The following is a 15,554-nucleotide window of genomic DNA, read 5'->3' on the forward strand; positions in this document are numbered from 1 at the left end:
TCAGTAGGCCGCTTTATTAACGAAGCCTTTGAACACCGTCAGGAAAACGATCTTGATGTCGAACCACAGGCTCCATTCACGGATGTATTCCAGGTCGAATTCAATACGTTTTTCCATCTTCTCAAGGGTGTCCGTTTCGCCACGCCAGCCGTTGATTTGCGCCCAGCCGGTAATGCCCGGTTTGACTTTGTGGCGCAGCATGTAGCCTTCGATCAGCGCCCGGTACTGCTCGTTATGTGCCACCGCATGCGGACGCGGGCCAACGATGGACATGCCGCCGGTAAGCACGTTGATAAACTGCGGCAGTTCATCTAGCGAGGTGCGGCGCAGGAAGTTGCCCACCGGCGTCACGCGCGGATCGTTCTGCGTTGCCTGAGTGACCACGGCATCGTTTTCCATCACCCGCATGGAGCGAAATTTCCATACCATGATCGGCTTACCATCCATGCCATAGCGCGTCTGGCGGAAAATCACCGGCCCCGGCGAAGTCAGTTTTACCGCCAGTGCGATGCAGCACAGTGCCGGGGAGATCAGCAGCAGGATCAGCGCGGCCAGTACGATATCTTCCAGCCGTTTGAGGATGCGGTTGATACCGGAAAGCGGCGTGTCGTACAGCGGCACCACGGGTACGCCGTTCACCTCTTCCACCCGCGAATGCAGGATATTGAAGGTAAAGAGATCGGGGATCAGGATCACCGAGCAGGTGGTGTCCGCCAGATCGCGCACCAGTTTTTTAATGCAGGCTTCATCCTGCATTGGCATCGCAATGTAGATATTGTGAATTTTGCCGTCGCGCGCATCGTCGACCAGTTGAGCAAAATCACCTGCACGCTCGCTCGTCTCGTTATCGTGATAAACCCCTACCACCTCATAGCCCAGCCACGGCTGATTGCGGAAACTTTGCAGCAGCGCCTGTCCGGCGGGCAGTTCCCCCGCTACGGCTACCCGGCGAGAGTTGTAGCCGAGATTGCGCAGCCAGCCCGCGCCAAAGCGGATCATGGTTCGGCAGGAGACCATACCGAAGGTGCTCAGCAGGTACCACGCCATTAGCGTCACAAAGCTGTGATCGAAGTCGTCGTTGAAGGCCATTAAGCCGGTGCCGAAAATCAGGCTCAGGGTCCAGTTCTGGATCAGCAGCAGCAGTTCGGTGGTCATTCTGACGCCGCGCCACGAGCGGTAGAAGTCCGTCATTCCACCAATCATCTGAAAGACGACCAGGGTGATCAGCGCCATGAGCAGATGCATATATAAAAATGGCAGCGCGCTGATCTGACAAACTACCCATAACCCACCGAACATGATGGTGATGTCAGAAAATCGCTGCACCATTGAGATTAACGATGCATTCGTTTTGGCTCGCTCGCGCTTTTTTAGAGTCGTCATCGTTGTTCCTATGTTTTCCCTTGCTTCAGGTTGGGAGATTCCCTTGCCCACAGGAAGGGAACTCCCCATGCCAAAGCCTGTTACTGGTTAAGCAGCGCCAGAATCGCCCCGGTCTGCGCCTGCATCAGCGCAGTATCACCGCGCGATTCCACGTTCAGGCGCACTACCGGCTCGGTGTTGGACGAGCGCAGGTTAAAACGCCAGTCGGCAAAGGCGAGGCTGATACCGTCGGTGCGGTCAGTCTCCAGCGCCTGCGGCGCAAAATGCGCCTCCACCCGGGCGATGGCCGTCGCCGGATCGGCCAGTTTGCTGTTGATCTCACCGCTCGCCGGGAACGCCGCCATCCGGTCGCGTACCAGTTCGCCCAGCGACTGCCCTTTCAGGCACAGCAGTTCCGTCACCAGCAGCCACGGGATCATCCCGCTGTCGCAGTAGGCAAAATCGCGGAAGTAGTGATGGGCACTCATTTCGCCGCCGTAGATGGCATCTTCCTCGCGCATCCGCTCCTTGATGAACGCATGGCCGGTTTTCGACATCACTGGCACCCCGCCCGCCGCGCTGACCACGTCCACGGTATTCCAGGAAAGACGCGGGTCGTGGATAATCTTCGCGCCAGGGTGTTTTTCGAGGAATGCTTCCGCCAGCAGGCCGACGATGTAGTAGCCCTCGATAAACTGCCCTTTTTCATCAAACAGGAAGCAGCGGTCGAAGTCGCCGTCGAAGGCGATGCCCATATCCGCACCGTGTTGAATGACCGCGTTGCGGGTATCGTCGCGGCACTCCGGCAGTAGAGGGTTAGGAATGCCGTTGGGGAAGTTACCGTTCGGGGTGTTGTGAACCTTGATAAACTCCACCGGAACGTTCAGCGCCTTAAAGCGCGCTTCAATGGCGTCCACCACCGGGCCGGCCGCGCCGTTGCCGGAGTTGATCACCAGCTTCAGCGGCGTCAGGTTTTTTACGTCGATGTAGCCAAGCAGATGGTCAATGTAAGCGGCGCGCAGATCGATGTGTTGATAGCTGCCGCGTTTCGCCGGGTTAACCGGCGGGAAGTCGTTGGCTTCTGCCAGACGCTGCACGTCGCGCAGGCCGGTATCGCCGCTGATGGGACGCGCGCCCTTACGCACCAGTTTCATGCCGTTGTAATCCATCGGATTGTGGCTGGCGGTGACTTCAATGCCGCCGTCCACGCCGAGATGGAAGGTGGCGAAGTAGATCTCTTCGGTGCCGGAAAGGCCGATGTCCAGTACGTTAACGCCCGCATCGCGCAGCCCTTCCGCCAGCGCCAGCTTCAGCGCCTCGCTGGTCAGGCGCACGTCGCCGCCCAGCACCACGGTTTCCGGTTTCAGGTATTCGCCATACGCACGTCCAATCCGCCGGGCGATGTCTTCGTTCAGCTCCTCGCCCAGCCTGCCGCGAATGTCGTAGGCTTTAAAACAGGTTAACGTTGTCATATTTTTTTCTCTTCTTTAGATATATGAAGTCTTTACTCGTTCTGCCCGGTGGCGCTTCGCTTACCGGGCCTACGGGTGGCTGCGCATTGCGGGGCACCGAACCGTAGGCCGGATAAGCGCAGCGCCATCCGGCAAATTTCGCCGGGGCTATACGCGCCCGTAGCGATCCTCAAACCGCACCACGTCGTCTTCCTCGAGATACGAACCGGAGCGCACTTCAATCAGGTCAAGCGGGATCTTGCCGGGGTTTTCCAGGCAGTGCGCCGCACCGAGCGGGATGTAAATAGACTCGTTTTCGCCCAGCAGTTTGATCTCGCCGTTGATGGTGACTTTGGCGGTGCCCGCCACCACTACCCAGTGTTCGGCGCGGTGATGATGCATTTGCAGCGACAGCCCTTCGCCCGGCTTAACGGTGATACGTTTCACCTGATAGCGATCCCCGGCATCAATGGAATCGTATTTGCCCCACGGGCGATACACTTCGCGGTGGATATGGTGTTCGTGGCGGCCATCTGCTTTGATCTGCTCCACCACCTTTTTCACTTCCTGCACGTGATGGCGATCGGCGATCAGCACCGCGTCTTTGGTCTGCACGACCACCAGATCTTTCACCCCGACGGTGGTCACCAGGCCGGATTCAGCGTACACGTAGCTGTTTTCGGTGTTGTGGCTGATGACGTCGCCGTGATGGACGTTTCCCTCCGGCGTGTGGGCGCTGATTTCCCACAGCGAGGACCACGAGCCAACGTCGCTCCAGCCCGCATCCATCGGCACCACCACCGCATCCGCCGTGCGCTCCATCACCGCATAGTCGATGGACTCTTCCGGGCAGGCGAGAAACGCCGCTTCGTCAACGCGAATAAAATCCAGGTCCGGGTCGACGGTGGCCATTGATTTTTCGCAGGCTTCCAGAATGTCCGGACGGTACTTCTTCAGTTCTTCGAGATAGCGTCCGGCGCGGAACAGGAACATGCCGCTGTTCCAGTAGTATTCCCCGCTGGCGACATAGGCCTGCGCGGTCGCCAGATCCGGTTTCTCAACAAACTGCGCCACCGAAAAGGCCACGCTGTCTTGTTCCCCCGGCGTGACGTCGCCGCGACGAATGTAGCCATAGCCGGTTTCCGGCAGATCCGGCACGATGCCAAAGGTCACCAGCTTGCCTGCCTGAGCATGCGGAATGGAGGCAGTGACCGCCGCGCGAAACGCCGCTTCGTCCTGAATCATGTGATCCGCCGCCAGCACCAGCAGTAGCGGGTCGTCCTGCGGCGAGTTGCGGGTGGCCGCCAGCGCCGCCAGCGCAATCGCAGGCGCGGTGTTGCGCCCCGCGGGTTCAAGAATAATGTTCTCGGTCAGCTTGTTAAGCTGGCGCAATTGCTCGGCGACGATAAAGCGGTGCTGCTCGTTGCAGATCACCACCGGGCTTTCGCATTCGACGCCGTTCAGACGGCTGATGGTGGCCTGAAGCATGGTCAGTTCCCCTTTCAGGCAGAGGAACTGTTTAGGGTAGAGTACGCGGGACAGCGGCCATAAACGGCTACCGGATCCGCCCGCCATGACGACCGGATAGAGCGTGGGTTGACTCATGTTAGTGATCCCGAATATCTGAAATAAATTGGCTTAACACGTTCTCTTTTTCGAGCGTGCGTTCGGCATAGTCACGTGCCACCGTGTTGGTTTCCGGCATCAGCAGCGCCTGCTCAATACCGGTAACGAGGGCGTCAACCACTTCCGGTTCGACGCAGACGGCGATGCCCGGGTACGTGCGGCAAAGCTGCCCTAATTCGGTTTCCGCTTCGGCGGTGATAACCGCATTGCCGCCGACCGCCAGAATATTGGTCAGTTTGGAAGGCAACACCGCATCCGCCGCGCCGCGCTTCTGGATAACCAGATGGCAGTCGCCCAGCGCGAGGAGCGCGGGCAAGTCGTCATAGGGTTGCAGCGGCAGAAAGCGGATAGTGGTCAGGTCGCGCTCGGCAACCATCTTCTCCAGCCGCGCTTTGCCCCCGCCCTGTCCGACAATCACAAAGGTCCACGGCCGGTCGCGCAGGCGGTCCGCCGCTTCAATCACGTTCTCCAGCCCCTGTTTCTCGCCGATGTTGCCGGAGTAGAGGACGATTTTTTGCGCGTCATCCAGACCGAGTCGGCTGCGCAGCGCGCTAACGTCCGCCGGGGCGACATCGCGAAAGCGATCCACTTCCGACCAGTTAGGGAAAAAGATAATGTCCTGCGCGGCGACGCCTTTTTCCTGCGCCTTGTTCATCATTGAGCGCGAGATGGTGGAGACCGCATCCACACCGAGCAAATTGCTGCGCTCAAACGCCGTCGCCAGGCGAGCGACTTTGCCGCCCTTACCTTTTCCCGCCATGCCCAGTCCGAGCATGGCGTCCACTTCATAATCCTGAATATGCAGGACGGTGCGCGCACCGCAGAGCTTTGCCAGCAGGCGCATGCCCGGCGTGCAGAACAGCGTTGGCACCACGCCAATAATGCGGTCCGGCTTCCAGCGACGCTGCGCCATCAGCGGGAAAAAGCTGCTCAGCGCGAAGCTGCCGAGATGGATCAGGCGCTTCAGGGTAGAAGGCTGCTTCGGCACGTAGAGCGGGCAGCGCCAGACGGTAGCGGCCCCTTCTTCGCGGCGGTAGCGCCAGGCGGAATACCCTTCGCCCACCTTCCACTCCGGGTAGTAAGGCGGGGCGGTGATCATCCGCACCTCGTGGCCCTGACGCGCCATCCACTCGACCATTTCGCCGGTGTATTTGCCGATGCCGGTCAGTTCGGGGGAGTAGTTAATGCCGTAAACGAGTATTTTCATAACCCCGGCACTCCCGCCAGGCGTTCGGCGAGGAAATAAGCGCGACTGTTGTCATGCACGTTGTCGCTGTCCAGCAGTGCTTCCGCCGTCAGCCAGCGGTACGCATTGTGCTGTTCGGTCGGCAATGGCAGCGCGCCAGCCTCCACCCGCAGGCGGAACGCCAGCACCACGTAGTGCGTCGAAAACCCGGTGCCGGAAAAGTTATCGTCATAAAAATGCTGCCAGACGCCGTAAAATTCGCCTGCCGTCATGGGCAGGCTGACGCCCAGCTCCGCTTTCGTCAGGCGGGCAAATGCCTGCTCCAGCGGCTCATCCTTCTGTACGCGTCCGCCAGGCACGAACCAGTATCCCTGCGCCGGGCGGTTGGTCCGCTGGCCGAGGAGAAACTCGCCGCGCGCGTTCTCCACGATCAGATCGATGGAGACGAGCGGCGTGGCGCGTACGACGGTGGCAAAATCTTCAGCGCTGAGAAACATCATTACCCCCGGAAACGCTGCTGGTTTTCCAGAAACCACTGGTATGTGCTGGCAAGCCCGGCCTCCAGGGTGATTTCATGGAACCAGCCGAGTTGATGCAGACGGGTAACATCCAGAAGTTTGCGCGGCGTGCCGTCAGGTTTGGTGGCGTCGAACACCACTCGCCCTTTAAAGCCCACCACCTGCGCAATCGTCAGCGCCAGTTCGCGAATGGTGCAGTCGACGCCAGTGCCGACGTTAATATGCGACAGCATCGGCTCGGTGTTTTCCTGCCAGACGCTGCGATCCAGCTCCATCACGTGAATGCTGGCGGCCGCCATATCATCAACGTGCAGGAACTCACGCATTGGCGTGCCGCTGCCCCAGACCACCACATCCGCCGCATTTTGTTCTGTCGCCTCATGGAAACGGCGCAGCAGCGCCGGGATCACGTGCGAATTGCTCGGGTGGAAATTGTCGTTCGGCCCGTACAGGTTGGTCGGCATCACCGAACGGTAATCGCGGTCGTACTGGCGGTTATAGGATTCGCACAGTTTGATACCGGCAATTTTGGCGATGGCATACGGCTCGTTGGTCGGCTCCAGGGTGCCCTGAAGCAGTTCACTTTCGGCCATCGGCTGTTTTGCCAGTTTCGGATAGATGCAGGATGAACCGAGAAACAGCAGCTTGTTCACGCCGTTGAGATGCGCAGCGTGAATGATGTTGCTCTCGATCATCATGTTTTCGTAGATGAAATCCGCCGGGTAAGTGTTATTCGCCACGATACCGCCGACTTTTGCCGCCGCCAGATACACCTGGTCGATACGTTGTTCGGCGAAAAACTGCTGCACCGCCGCCGGATCCAGCAGGTTCAGCTCATCGCGGCCGCGTAAAATCAGCTCCACGTCGCCGCGCTGTTCCAGCTGGCGAACAATGGCCGATCCCACCATGCCGCGATGGCCGGCCACAAAAATACGTTGTCTGGTCATGCTCAGGACTCCAGCGCGATGGCAACCTCGTAACCGTGGGATTTCAGCAGAGAGTGTTTCTTCGCCGCCTCCAGGTCTTTGGCAACCATTTCAGAGACCATTTCCTGCAGGGTGGTTTCCGGTTTCCAGCCCAGCGTCTGATGGGCTTTGGTCGGATCGCCGAGCAGGGTTTCCACTTCCGCCGGACGGAAGTAACGCGGGTCAACGGCAATAATCACATCGCCCGGCTTCACGCCCGGCGCGTCGTGACCGGTTACGGAAACCACGATGCCTTTTTCGTCCACGCCTTTGCCTTCAAAGCGCAGTTTGATACCCAGCTGTGCTGCCGCCATTTCGACAAACTCGCGCACCGAATACTGCAAGCCGGTAGCGATGACGAAATCTTCCGGTTTTTCCTGTTGCAGCATCATCCACTGCATTTTCACGTAATCTTTGGCGTGGCCCCAGTCGCGCAGGGAGTCCATGTTGCCGAGGTACAGGCAGGATTCCAGCCCCTGAGCGATGTTGGCAATGGCGCGGGTGATTTTGCGGGTGACGAAGGTTTCACCGCGGCGCGGGGATTCATGGTTGAACAGAATGCCGTTGCAGGCGTACATGCCGTAGGATTCACGGTAGTTAACGGTGATCCAGTAGGCGTACAGTTTGGCGACCGCATACGGCGAACGCGGGTAAAACGGGGTGGTTTCTTTCTGCGGGATTTCCTGCACCAGGCCGTACAGCTCAGAGGTGGACGCCTGATAGAAGCGGGTTTTCTTTTCCAGGCCGAGGAAGCGGATCGCTTCCAGCAGACGCAGGGTGCCCATCGCATCCACGTCAGCGGTGTATTCCGGTGATTCGAAGGAGACCGCAACGTGGCTCATCGCGCCGAGGTTATAGACCTCGTCCGGCTGCACTTCCTGCAGGATACGCGTCAGGTTGGAGGTATCGGTCAGATCGCCATAGTGCAGATGAAATTTCGGGTTGCTGGCGTGCGGGTCCTGATAAATGTGATCCACGCGCTCGGTGTTGAATGACGAGGCGCGACGTTTAATACCGTGAACCTCATACCCTTTCTCCAGCAGCAATTCTGCCAGATAAGACCCGTCCTGCCCGGTAACGCCGGTAATGAGAGCAACTTTAGACATAATCAGTTTCCTTTGTTAAACGTGTTGACCGTTTGATTCATGTAACGTTGTTGATAAGAGCGTGGTTATCGTTCGCGCACCGCCGTCGCCGGATTCCCCCGGCAAATCATCCCGCCAGGCAGCGAGGTAAAAACGCTGCTGCGCGCACCCACAACCGTGCCGTTGCCAATCGTGACGCCTGGCGCGACAAAGACATCCGTCGCCAGCCAGCACTTTTCGCCAATCACAATCGGCGTGGCGTTAATATCAAAATGCGCACTCATATAATCGTGGCTGCCGGTGCATAAATAACATTTCTGCGACACCACAGAATTAGCACCAAGGGTAATCTCGCCCAGGGTATATAACACCGCGTCATCGCCTACCCAGGCGTAATCCCCGATCGTTAATTTCCATGGATAGGTAATTTTTACCGAGGGCCGAATGACCACACCTTTACCTATTTTCGCGCCAAATAAGCGCAATAAAAACGCGCGCCAGCGATATAACACCTGCGGCGACCAGGCGAACAACGTTGCCTGAACGGCCCACCATAATTGCACTTTCAGCGCGTTACCGCCGCGAAAACCCCGCGGCACCGAGAAGCCGTTTAATTCCTGCATTAGTTTTCCTTATATTTACGATTTGTTATATAAGGCTTTGGTTTTGCCTGTGGTGCGCAAACGTAATCGATATGAAACTTCTGCAATTATTGCGGGTAAACGCAAAATACTTTTTTGCACTTTTTTGGCATCGCGGCACAGTTCCAGATTATTTGACGTTGACACACCGCCCATCGAAAATTCTGACACCAGCCCGTGGATCCGCTCAAACTTATAGCCTTTCTTATAGAGCTTTGCCGCTAAGGCATAATCCGAAGAGACGCGATATTGCAGATCGTACGGATAGTTTTTTAATCCCATCAGCGGAAAAAAGATCGCCTGATGGCTGGCGGGCAGGCTGTGATAAATATACCAGCCGCGTTTGGCGCTTCGTCGAATTTTTGTCCCGTCGCCAAAATCCAGCAGCGCATCGCCGATGTACATCGCGTTGTCTTTTTTATCCGCCAGCTGACGAACAAACTGCGCCACATCCGGGTGAAAAATGTCGCCAGAGTTCAGGAAGATGGCAAATTTACCCTGCGCCATATCAATGCCTTTATTCATGGCATCATACAGGCCGTTATCTCTCTCGCTGACGTAGCGTAAGTGGTACTCACCGTTGAGGTTTTCCAGGAACTCCGCGGTGCCGTCTGCGGAGCCGCCATCGACCACGATCCACTCGAACTCGATGTGCTTTTCGCGCGCCAGGTGCGCCAGCGACCGCCACGTTTTTACCACTCCATCGTAATTACGAAAGGCAACAGTAATGACACTTAACAGCATCTGACTTTCCTCATCTGGCCTGCACGATATTTAGCGCCTTGCGCAAAATAAACGGACAAACAATTAAAAACGCATATTCCGGGCTAAATATTGAACCGGTAAAAAACAATGATACTGGCGTAAAAAGATACAACTGAACGCCATAATTTTGGTTATTACCAAAAGCCTGCACCGCCATTTTTGCAACGTTGAATAAATACCATAGCGTCAGAAATACAGCGATCCATGAAAAATAAATAATTAACAGATACAGGCCATTGTCTATTGTTTTTCCGACGTCCGCACCGTTAAAGATTCCGAATGATGCAACATATTCATAAAGTGAGCCGAATCTGACAACACCGTCAATACTGGTTAATGAATGGCCAACCATCACTAACGGACCCACAATACGATAATAGGAGGACGTTCCTTCGGTTCCCAGTTCCCCCAGACGCTCAGCGATATACGGCATCGCGAAAAATACGCCAACCAGGAAAAAGGCCAGCGAGATAATCGCCAGCGGTAGCCGTTTTCTGATTGCCTCTTTATTCAAATACTGAAAGGCCCATTCCAGCAGGTAGAAAAGAATAAAGGTCATTACCCCCGAAAACGAACCTGAAAGCACTATCCCTGCGAGGATCATACCATCGGTCTTTGGTGTTTTGATACCAAACTGTTTGATGCTGAGCCAAATTGAGATTAGTGCCAGAGCGAAAAACGCCGGTTCAAAATAAAGTGCGGTAGTACGTTTTCCGCCATATTTGATAAAATTCAATACATAGCTGTTACTGTAAATAAGATATTTCGAAATTATTTCAATTAAACTACTGCCACCGCTGAGAATAATCTGCGCCATTTCGATGGCCGCCAGCATTACCACCAGCGTAACGACTATGTAGAAGAAGCGCAGGATCTTGCGATGGTTGTGCGGAGAAATGGTTTTAAAGCGGATACTCCACACCATTCCAATGATAATCACGATATAAACGAACAGCATGGTCGAGGTGACATATTTGCTGGCGTCCAGCGACTGACCAAACAGAAAGTTGTAGAGCGTCAACCCGGCCCCGGCCCCCAGCGCAATCATCAGTTTTTTGAGGCTGATTTTGTCAATAAACAGCAGCAACAGCAGCGGCAGAAAGGTCACGATGGTGACCGGAAAGCTTTCCCCCAACTGGACAATTTTGACGTTGACCAGCAGGTAGATCAGCGGCAGCAGCAGATAGCTACAGATTCTGATAGAACGAGACATATTCCTCCAGCATCTGTTGTCCGCTATAGGCCACGCGGCTGCGTTGATGAAACGCCGCGTGGGTGGTATTGAAAACCGCCTGGGCGATTGCCTCTCTTCCCTGCTGTACCAGCGTTAAAATGTCATCATCATCAAGCGTCACGCCGCCGGATTTATGCAGCACTTCCTGCGCCGCCTCACTGTGGGTGGCGATGACCGGTACGCCAATCGACAACGCCTCGCAGAGGATCAGCGGATAGTTATCCACCCTTGAGGTAAACAGCAGCGCATCCATCTGATTCAGGTCGGTCATGAGCTGGCGCTTGTCGGTCAGAAAGCCATGATTCACCACGTTATTTCCCTCGAAAGGAGAGAATTTACCGAAAGTATGCACTTCAACCGCCTCGCCCAGGGCGATCACATCGCGCACCAGTTGTTGATTTGTTTTACCGTCGTAGCGCAGGTCGTGCGCCACCACCGCAATTTTGGGTGTTCCGGCCGGGGCGACCGGGGCCAGACCCGCCAGAATGGTTTCGGTGGCAACGTCAATACCGTTATTTATGATCAGGCAGCGTCCTTTGCCATACAGGGTGTTAAACGCGTCGGCAACGTGCTGACTCGGCGAAATAAACTGGCAGCCGAGGGCCAGCATTTCGTGGATCAGCAGACGCTTTTTATCCACCAGTTGATGAGCACGATCAACCTTGACCGGCGGGTAATTGGCAAGCGTTGGACACTGTTTGCAGCCGGATTTCCAGCCATCGCAACCGTCAAGAAACGCGCAGCGTCCCGTGACGCTCCAGTGATCGTGCAGCGTCCAGACCAGTCTGACATCATGCTTGTGCGCTTTTACCCGCTGGCAAAAATCCACCAGCCGATCAAAGTTCAGCCAGTAGCTGTGTACCACGTGAAAATGCAGCACCATCGGCCCCTCGGTGCGGGTGACGGTGCGATACAAATTATCCAGATTGCCAAACACATCACGATTGAACAGGCGAAACAGCGCCAGATTCGCCATAGAGGTCAGGCGTGGCGTATGGCGAATGACATTCGGGTAAGCATCGTGACTGACGCTCTTTTTGCCGCCCTTGCCGTAGCCATAGACGAAACGTGAATAAAGCCCCTGTTGCAGCGCACGCTGATGGAGATCCAGCGCGACCCCTGCCGCCCCGCCCTCAGCGAGGCGAACGTTAAATTGCAGAATATTCATTGGCTCACCTTTATGCGCGCTTTCTCACCGACGACCAGGGCATTATCCGGCACGCTGTCGAGCACCACGCTACCCGCGCCGACTTTGACGTTATTGCCGAGGGTGATATCGCCGGTAATAATGACGTTCGCCCCCAGCTCAACGCCGTTGCCAATCACCGGACAGGCGAGATTTTCCGCGCCGCGATTGCCGATAGTCACGCCGTGGCGCAGGGTGAAATCATCACCGATGATGACGTTTTTGTTTATAACGACTGCGTAGCCATGATGAATGGTGAAGCGTCGGCCAATCGTTGCTCCTGCCTGAATTTCATAGCCGAACAAACATTCGGTCAGGAAGCGATAAAGCACCAGCACCGGCGCGGCCCACAGATTATTGAGCACGTTTTTCTTGCGCCAGACCGAGCAGAAATGGGCGATACGGTAGGCCACCACCATGCAGCACGGGCGCAGGCTCCAGCTATTCGCGCGTAAATCTTCCAGTAGCATTATTTCCTCCGCAGGCTGTCGGCCAGACGTTTACCGTTGCGCACCGAGAGCAGCGTCAGCCGCGTGCGCCAGTTCATGCGCTTGTTACGGATCTGATAGAGCGTAAACAGCTGATACTTTTTGCTGGCACGGTCAAATTTGTCTTTGTGCTTACGGTAAAACTGAAAATAGCCGGAGAATTTTTTCGGCGATGAGGTGATGCGCATTTCGCCGTGGTTAACGTGCAGAATTTGCGTCGCCTCTTCCACTTTCCACGGCTCGCCATATTCCACCACCATGCGCAGGAACATATCGTGGTCCTGTGCCGCTTTCAGGTTGATATCGAACAGGCTCTCTTTGAAGCGCTGCGCGTAGCTGAACACCTGATTGCCGATAATATTGCGCTTATAGAAACGCTTACGCGTATAGGGCGACTTTGGATACAGCGGCAGGCTGGCAGGCTGAGCGTAAATCTCGCCTTCACAGACATAGTCATTGGCATACAGAAACGCGTGGGTGACCAGCTGATGCTGATGTTCAAGGAACAATGAGAGGCGATTCGGCGTCCACTCATCATCATCATCAATGCCGGTAATAAAATGCCCTGTTGCCTGTTCAATTGCCTGATTGCGCACCGCACAGGCACCGGAATTGAAATCGTTATGAATATATTTCACGCGCGGGTCGTTCAGATCAGCAACAAACTGCTGAAGCTGTTCGAAGCTGGCAGAACAGTCGTCAACAATAAACATTTCCCAGTGCGGATAATCCTGACGCAGTACCGATTTTATCGCGCGGATCGCCAGCTGCTGCCGATTCCAGGTTGGCATATAGATGGAGATCAGGGGTGTTTTAGTAGTGCTCATTTTCCATTCTCCGGATGATTTTTCCCTCTCCCGGCGGGAGAGGATCGCAGTAAGGCGTTACTTAGCATCAGATTTGTATTCGTACTCGTAATACCCGTAGTCCTGATAGCCCGTCGCGCGGCGGAAAATAGAGTTCAGGACCACGCCTTTCACCGGAATACCGTTTTGTTCAAAGCGACTGATACTGGTTTCCACTTCGCGCAGGGTGTTCACCGCATAGCGCACCACCATCAGCGTGGTACCGGCATAGCGTGCGACCACGGCGGCGTCGGTGACGGCGAGGATCGGCGGCGTATCGATTAATACCAGGTCATAATTTTTACTGGCCCAGTTGATCAATTCGCCGAAGCGATCGCTCATCAGCAGCTCTGACGGATTCGGCGGCACCTGTCCGCGCGGAACGAGGTCGAAATTGGTAATGGAGGTAGGTCGGGCGCAGGCGGCAATTTCGCCATTTTCAATGAGAATGTCCGACAGGCCGTTAACGTTCGTGGTGCCCATCAGTTCATGGGTGTAGCCCTTACGCATATCGCAGTCGATCAGCAGCACGCGTTTATTGGTCTGGCTGATCACCGCCGCGAGGTTGGCGCAGACAAAGGTTTTACCAATTGACGGGCTGACCCCGGTCATCATCACCACGTTGTTGCTGGCCTGCATCATGGCAAAGTGCAGGCTGGTGCGCAGGCTACGAATGGCTTCAATCGCCAGGTCGGTCGGATTGCCCACGGCCAGAAGCTGACTCTGTTTATAGCGCTTCACGCCTTTGGACGTGGTCACGCGGTCGCGGGTTTTCTGCCATTCCGAGAGCGGGATGCTGGCGTAAACGCTAATGCCATGTTCTTCCAGAACCTGCGGACTTTCCACACCGCGGCGCAGCAGGGAGAACAGCAGCACGCCAACGATTGAGGCGATCAGACCGAACAGAATGCTGCCGAGAATAATCAGTCCTTTCTTCGGTTTCAGCACGCCCGGCTGGGTGATAGCGTCATCGACGATCCGCACGTCACCAACGGTGCTGGCTTCGTTGATTTTCAGCTCCTGTTGTTTGTTCAACAGTTGCATATAGACCTGCTGGCCGGATTCTACGTCACGGGTCAGACGCAGGATCTCCTGCTGGGTTTTCGGCATTGCCGTCACGCGCTTGTTAAGCTGGGCCTTCTCCTGCTCAAGCGCCTGGCGTTTTTCCATCAGCGTGCGGTAAGCCGGGTGACGTTTGGTATAAAGCTTGGAAATTTCGGCTTCTTTGAAGGTCAGTTCGTTGAGCTGGGCATCAATGTTAACCATCGAATCCAGCACCGATTTTGCTTCCAGCGGCAAATCGACTGAATCTTTCGTCTGGCGGAACGCGTTAAGTTTATTCTCCGCCACGTCGAGGTTGGCGCGCACTTCCGGCAGCTGTTTCTTAAGGAAGGCAAGGCTTTTCGACGCTTCTTCCGATTTCCGCGCCACGTTTTGTTTTACATAATTTTGGGTAATGCTATTCAGGATATCGCGGATCTGTTCGCGATCTTCTCCGGTGTAGGTCAGGGTGAGTACGCCGGTATCTTTGCCGTCTTCGGTCACGGTCAGGTTATTTTGCAGGGTATTGATCATACCGAGCGTGGAGAATTTAGTGACCGTAAATTCGGTATCAGGGCGCGCATGGATGGCGTCGACCATCAGCGTCACGCCATCCTGCTCCAGCCGTTTCCCCACCTGGCCGTCAGCGCTGACGCCGCCGTCGCTGGTCAGGCGATAGTGCTGTTTGTCCAGCACTTCCAGGGTAAAGACGTCCTGCCCCATGCCTTTCGGCAGGGTGAAGGTCGAGACGTTTACCGTCTCATTCTGGCGACCCATCAGGCGTTCCCAGCCGTCGCCGATCAGCGGCAGGGTATTTTTGGTGACGGCGATATCCAGGTCCAGATCGTCTACCGTTTGTCCCAGTACCAGACGCGACTGAACCAGCTTGATTTCCGCTTCTGAGGCGGGCGGCTTGTTGGTCAACGCGCTGTTAATATCCTGCACCAGCGCGCTCCCCTGGTTCTGCTCAATACGCACCAGCGCATCGGCGCTGTAAATCGGCGTGGCAAACAAGGTGTAAATAATGGCGATCAGCGCAAACAGCGCCGTGACGCCGAGCACCCACCATTTCGCCTCAATGACAGTGCCAACGAGGCGGCCAATATCGATTTCATCGCTGCCTGCACCAGAGGCGGCAGAAGGTTGTATTTTATCAGTCAT

General features: G+C 55.8%; 14 protein-coding genes. All 14 read right to left on the reverse strand.

The annotated features are described in order from the left end of the window. Positions 1 to 1,383, reverse strand: a complete 1,383-nt coding sequence (gene wcaJ / locus P0H77_RS13835) for an undecaprenyl-phosphate glucose phosphotransferase (protein ID WP_276157437.1) — start codon at positions 1,381 to 1,383, stop codon at positions 1 to 3. Between the two features lie 80 nt (positions 1,384 to 1,463). After that, positions 1,464 to 2,834, reverse strand: a complete 1,371-nt coding sequence (gene cpsG, locus P0H77_RS13840) for a colanic acid biosynthesis phosphomannomutase CpsG (RefSeq protein ID WP_276157438.1) — start codon at positions 2,832 to 2,834, stop codon at positions 1,464 to 1,466. Positions 2,835 to 2,981: 147 nt separating this feature from the next. Then, positions 2,982 to 4,418, reverse strand: a complete 1,437-nt coding sequence (gene cpsB, locus P0H77_RS13845; protein WP_176919140.1) for a mannose-1-phosphate guanyltransferase — start codon at positions 4,416 to 4,418, stop codon at positions 2,982 to 2,984. A 1-nt stretch (position 4,419) separates the two neighbouring features. Then, entirely contained in the window at positions 4,420 to 5,646 is a 1,227-nt protein-coding gene (gene wcaI / locus P0H77_RS13850) for a colanic acid biosynthesis fucosyltransferase WcaI (protein ID WP_276157439.1), read from the reverse strand. Then, complete coding sequence (locus P0H77_RS13855) at positions 5,643 to 6,122, reverse strand: GDP-mannose mannosyl hydrolase (RefSeq protein WP_276165137.1); 480 nt, start codon at positions 6,120 to 6,122, stop codon at positions 5,643 to 5,645. The genes wcaI and P0H77_RS13855 overlap by 4 nt, the downstream gene beginning before the upstream one ends. 2 nt (positions 6,123 to 6,124) lie before the next feature. After that, positions 6,125 to 7,090: a GDP-L-fucose synthase gene (locus P0H77_RS13860; RefSeq protein WP_276157440.1), complete on the reverse strand. Its 966-nt coding sequence runs from the start codon at positions 7,088 to 7,090 to the stop codon at positions 6,125 to 6,127. Between the two features lie 2 nt (positions 7,091 to 7,092). Next, positions 7,093 to 8,214 carry a GDP-mannose 4,6-dehydratase gene (gene gmd / locus P0H77_RS13865; protein WP_276157441.1) on the reverse strand — a complete coding sequence of 374 codons (1,122 nt, stop codon included), beginning with the start codon at positions 8,212 to 8,214 and terminating at the stop codon, positions 7,093 to 7,095. A gap of 65 nt (positions 8,215 to 8,279) precedes the next feature. Beyond that, positions 8,280 to 8,816 (reverse strand): colanic acid biosynthesis acetyltransferase WcaF, encoded by a 537-nt coding sequence (gene wcaF / locus P0H77_RS13870; protein WP_276157442.1) that lies wholly within the window; start codon positions 8,814 to 8,816, stop codon positions 8,280 to 8,282. Between the two features lie 15 nt (positions 8,817 to 8,831). Further along, positions 8,832 to 9,578, reverse strand: coding sequence for a colanic acid biosynthesis glycosyltransferase WcaE (gene wcaE, locus P0H77_RS13875; RefSeq protein ID WP_276157443.1), 747 nt, complete (start codon positions 9,576 to 9,578; stop codon positions 8,832 to 8,834). Between the two features lie 10 nt (positions 9,579 to 9,588). Continuing rightward, positions 9,589 to 10,812 (reverse strand): colanic acid polymerase WcaD, encoded by a 1,224-nt coding sequence (gene wcaD / locus P0H77_RS13880; protein WP_276157444.1) that lies wholly within the window; start codon positions 10,810 to 10,812, stop codon positions 9,589 to 9,591. Further along, positions 10,787 to 12,001 (reverse strand): colanic acid biosynthesis glycosyltransferase WcaC, encoded by a 1,215-nt coding sequence (wcaC, locus tag P0H77_RS13885; protein ID WP_276157445.1) that lies wholly within the window; start codon positions 11,999 to 12,001, stop codon positions 10,787 to 10,789. The genes wcaD and wcaC overlap by 26 nt, the downstream gene beginning before the upstream one ends. After that, on the reverse strand, positions 11,998 to 12,489 hold the full coding sequence (gene wcaB, locus P0H77_RS13890) for a colanic acid biosynthesis acetyltransferase WcaB (RefSeq protein WP_276157446.1): 492 nt from the start codon (positions 12,487 to 12,489) through the stop codon (positions 11,998 to 12,000). The genes wcaC and wcaB overlap by 4 nt, the downstream gene beginning before the upstream one ends. Beyond that, positions 12,489 to 13,334, reverse strand: coding sequence for a colanic acid biosynthesis glycosyltransferase WcaA (wcaA, locus tag P0H77_RS13895; protein WP_276157447.1), 846 nt, complete (start codon positions 13,332 to 13,334; stop codon positions 12,489 to 12,491). The genes wcaB and wcaA overlap by 1 nt, the downstream gene beginning before the upstream one ends. A 57-nt stretch (positions 13,335 to 13,391) precedes the next feature. Further along, positions 13,392 to 15,554, reverse strand: coding sequence for a tyrosine-protein kinase Wzc (gene wzc, locus P0H77_RS13900; protein WP_276157448.1), 2,163 nt, complete (start codon positions 15,552 to 15,554; stop codon positions 13,392 to 13,394).

The organism is Superficieibacter sp. HKU1 (assembly GCF_029319185.1).
Lineage (GTDB): Bacteria > Pseudomonadota > Gammaproteobacteria > Enterobacterales > Enterobacteriaceae > Superficieibacter.

Coding starts and splice junctions, on each gene's coding strand:
- wcaD (WP_276157444.1), bottom strand. CDS start 10,812: ATGTCTCGTTCTATCAGAATCTGTAGCTATCTGCTGCTGCCGCTGATC.
- P0H77_RS13855 (WP_276165137.1), bottom strand. CDS start 6,122: ATGTTTCTCAGCGCTGAAGATTTTGCCACCGTCGTACGCGCCACGCCG.
- cpsB (WP_176919140.1), bottom strand. CDS start 4,418: ATGAGTCAACCCACGCTCTATCCGGTCGTCATGGCGGGCGGATCCGGT.
- wcaE (WP_276157443.1), bottom strand. CDS start 9,578: ATGCTGTTAAGTGTCATTACTGTTGCCTTTCGTAATTACGATGGAGTG.
- wcaF (WP_276157442.1), bottom strand. CDS start 8,816: ATGCAGGAATTAAACGGCTTCTCGGTGCCGCGGGGTTTTCGCGGCGGT.
- wcaA (WP_276157447.1), bottom strand. CDS start 13,334: ATGAGCACTACTAAAACACCCCTGATCTCCATCTATATGCCAACCTGG.
- wzc (WP_276157448.1), bottom strand. CDS start 15,554: ATGACTGATAAAATACAACCTTCTGCCGCCTCTGGTGCAGGCAGCGAT.
- gmd (WP_276157441.1), bottom strand. CDS start 8,214: ATGTCTAAAGTTGCTCTCATTACCGGCGTTACCGGGCAGGACGGGTCT.
- wcaC (WP_276157445.1), bottom strand. CDS start 12,001: ATGAATATTCTGCAATTTAACGTTCGCCTCGCTGAGGGCGGGGCGGCA.
- cpsG (WP_276157438.1), bottom strand. CDS start 2,834: ATGACAACGTTAACCTGTTTTAAAGCCTACGACATTCGCGGCAGGCTG.
- wcaI (WP_276157439.1), bottom strand. CDS start 5,646: ATGAAAATACTCGTTTACGGCATTAACTACTCCCCCGAACTGACCGGC.
- wcaJ (WP_276157437.1), bottom strand. CDS start 1,383: ATGACGACTCTAAAAAAGCGCGAGCGAGCCAAAACGAATGCATCGTTA.
- wcaB (WP_276157446.1), bottom strand. CDS start 12,489: ATGCTACTGGAAGATTTACGCGCGAATAGCTGGAGCCTGCGCCCGTGC.
- P0H77_RS13860 (WP_276157440.1), bottom strand. CDS start 7,090: ATGACCAGACAACGTATTTTTGTGGCCGGCCATCGCGGCATGGTGGGA.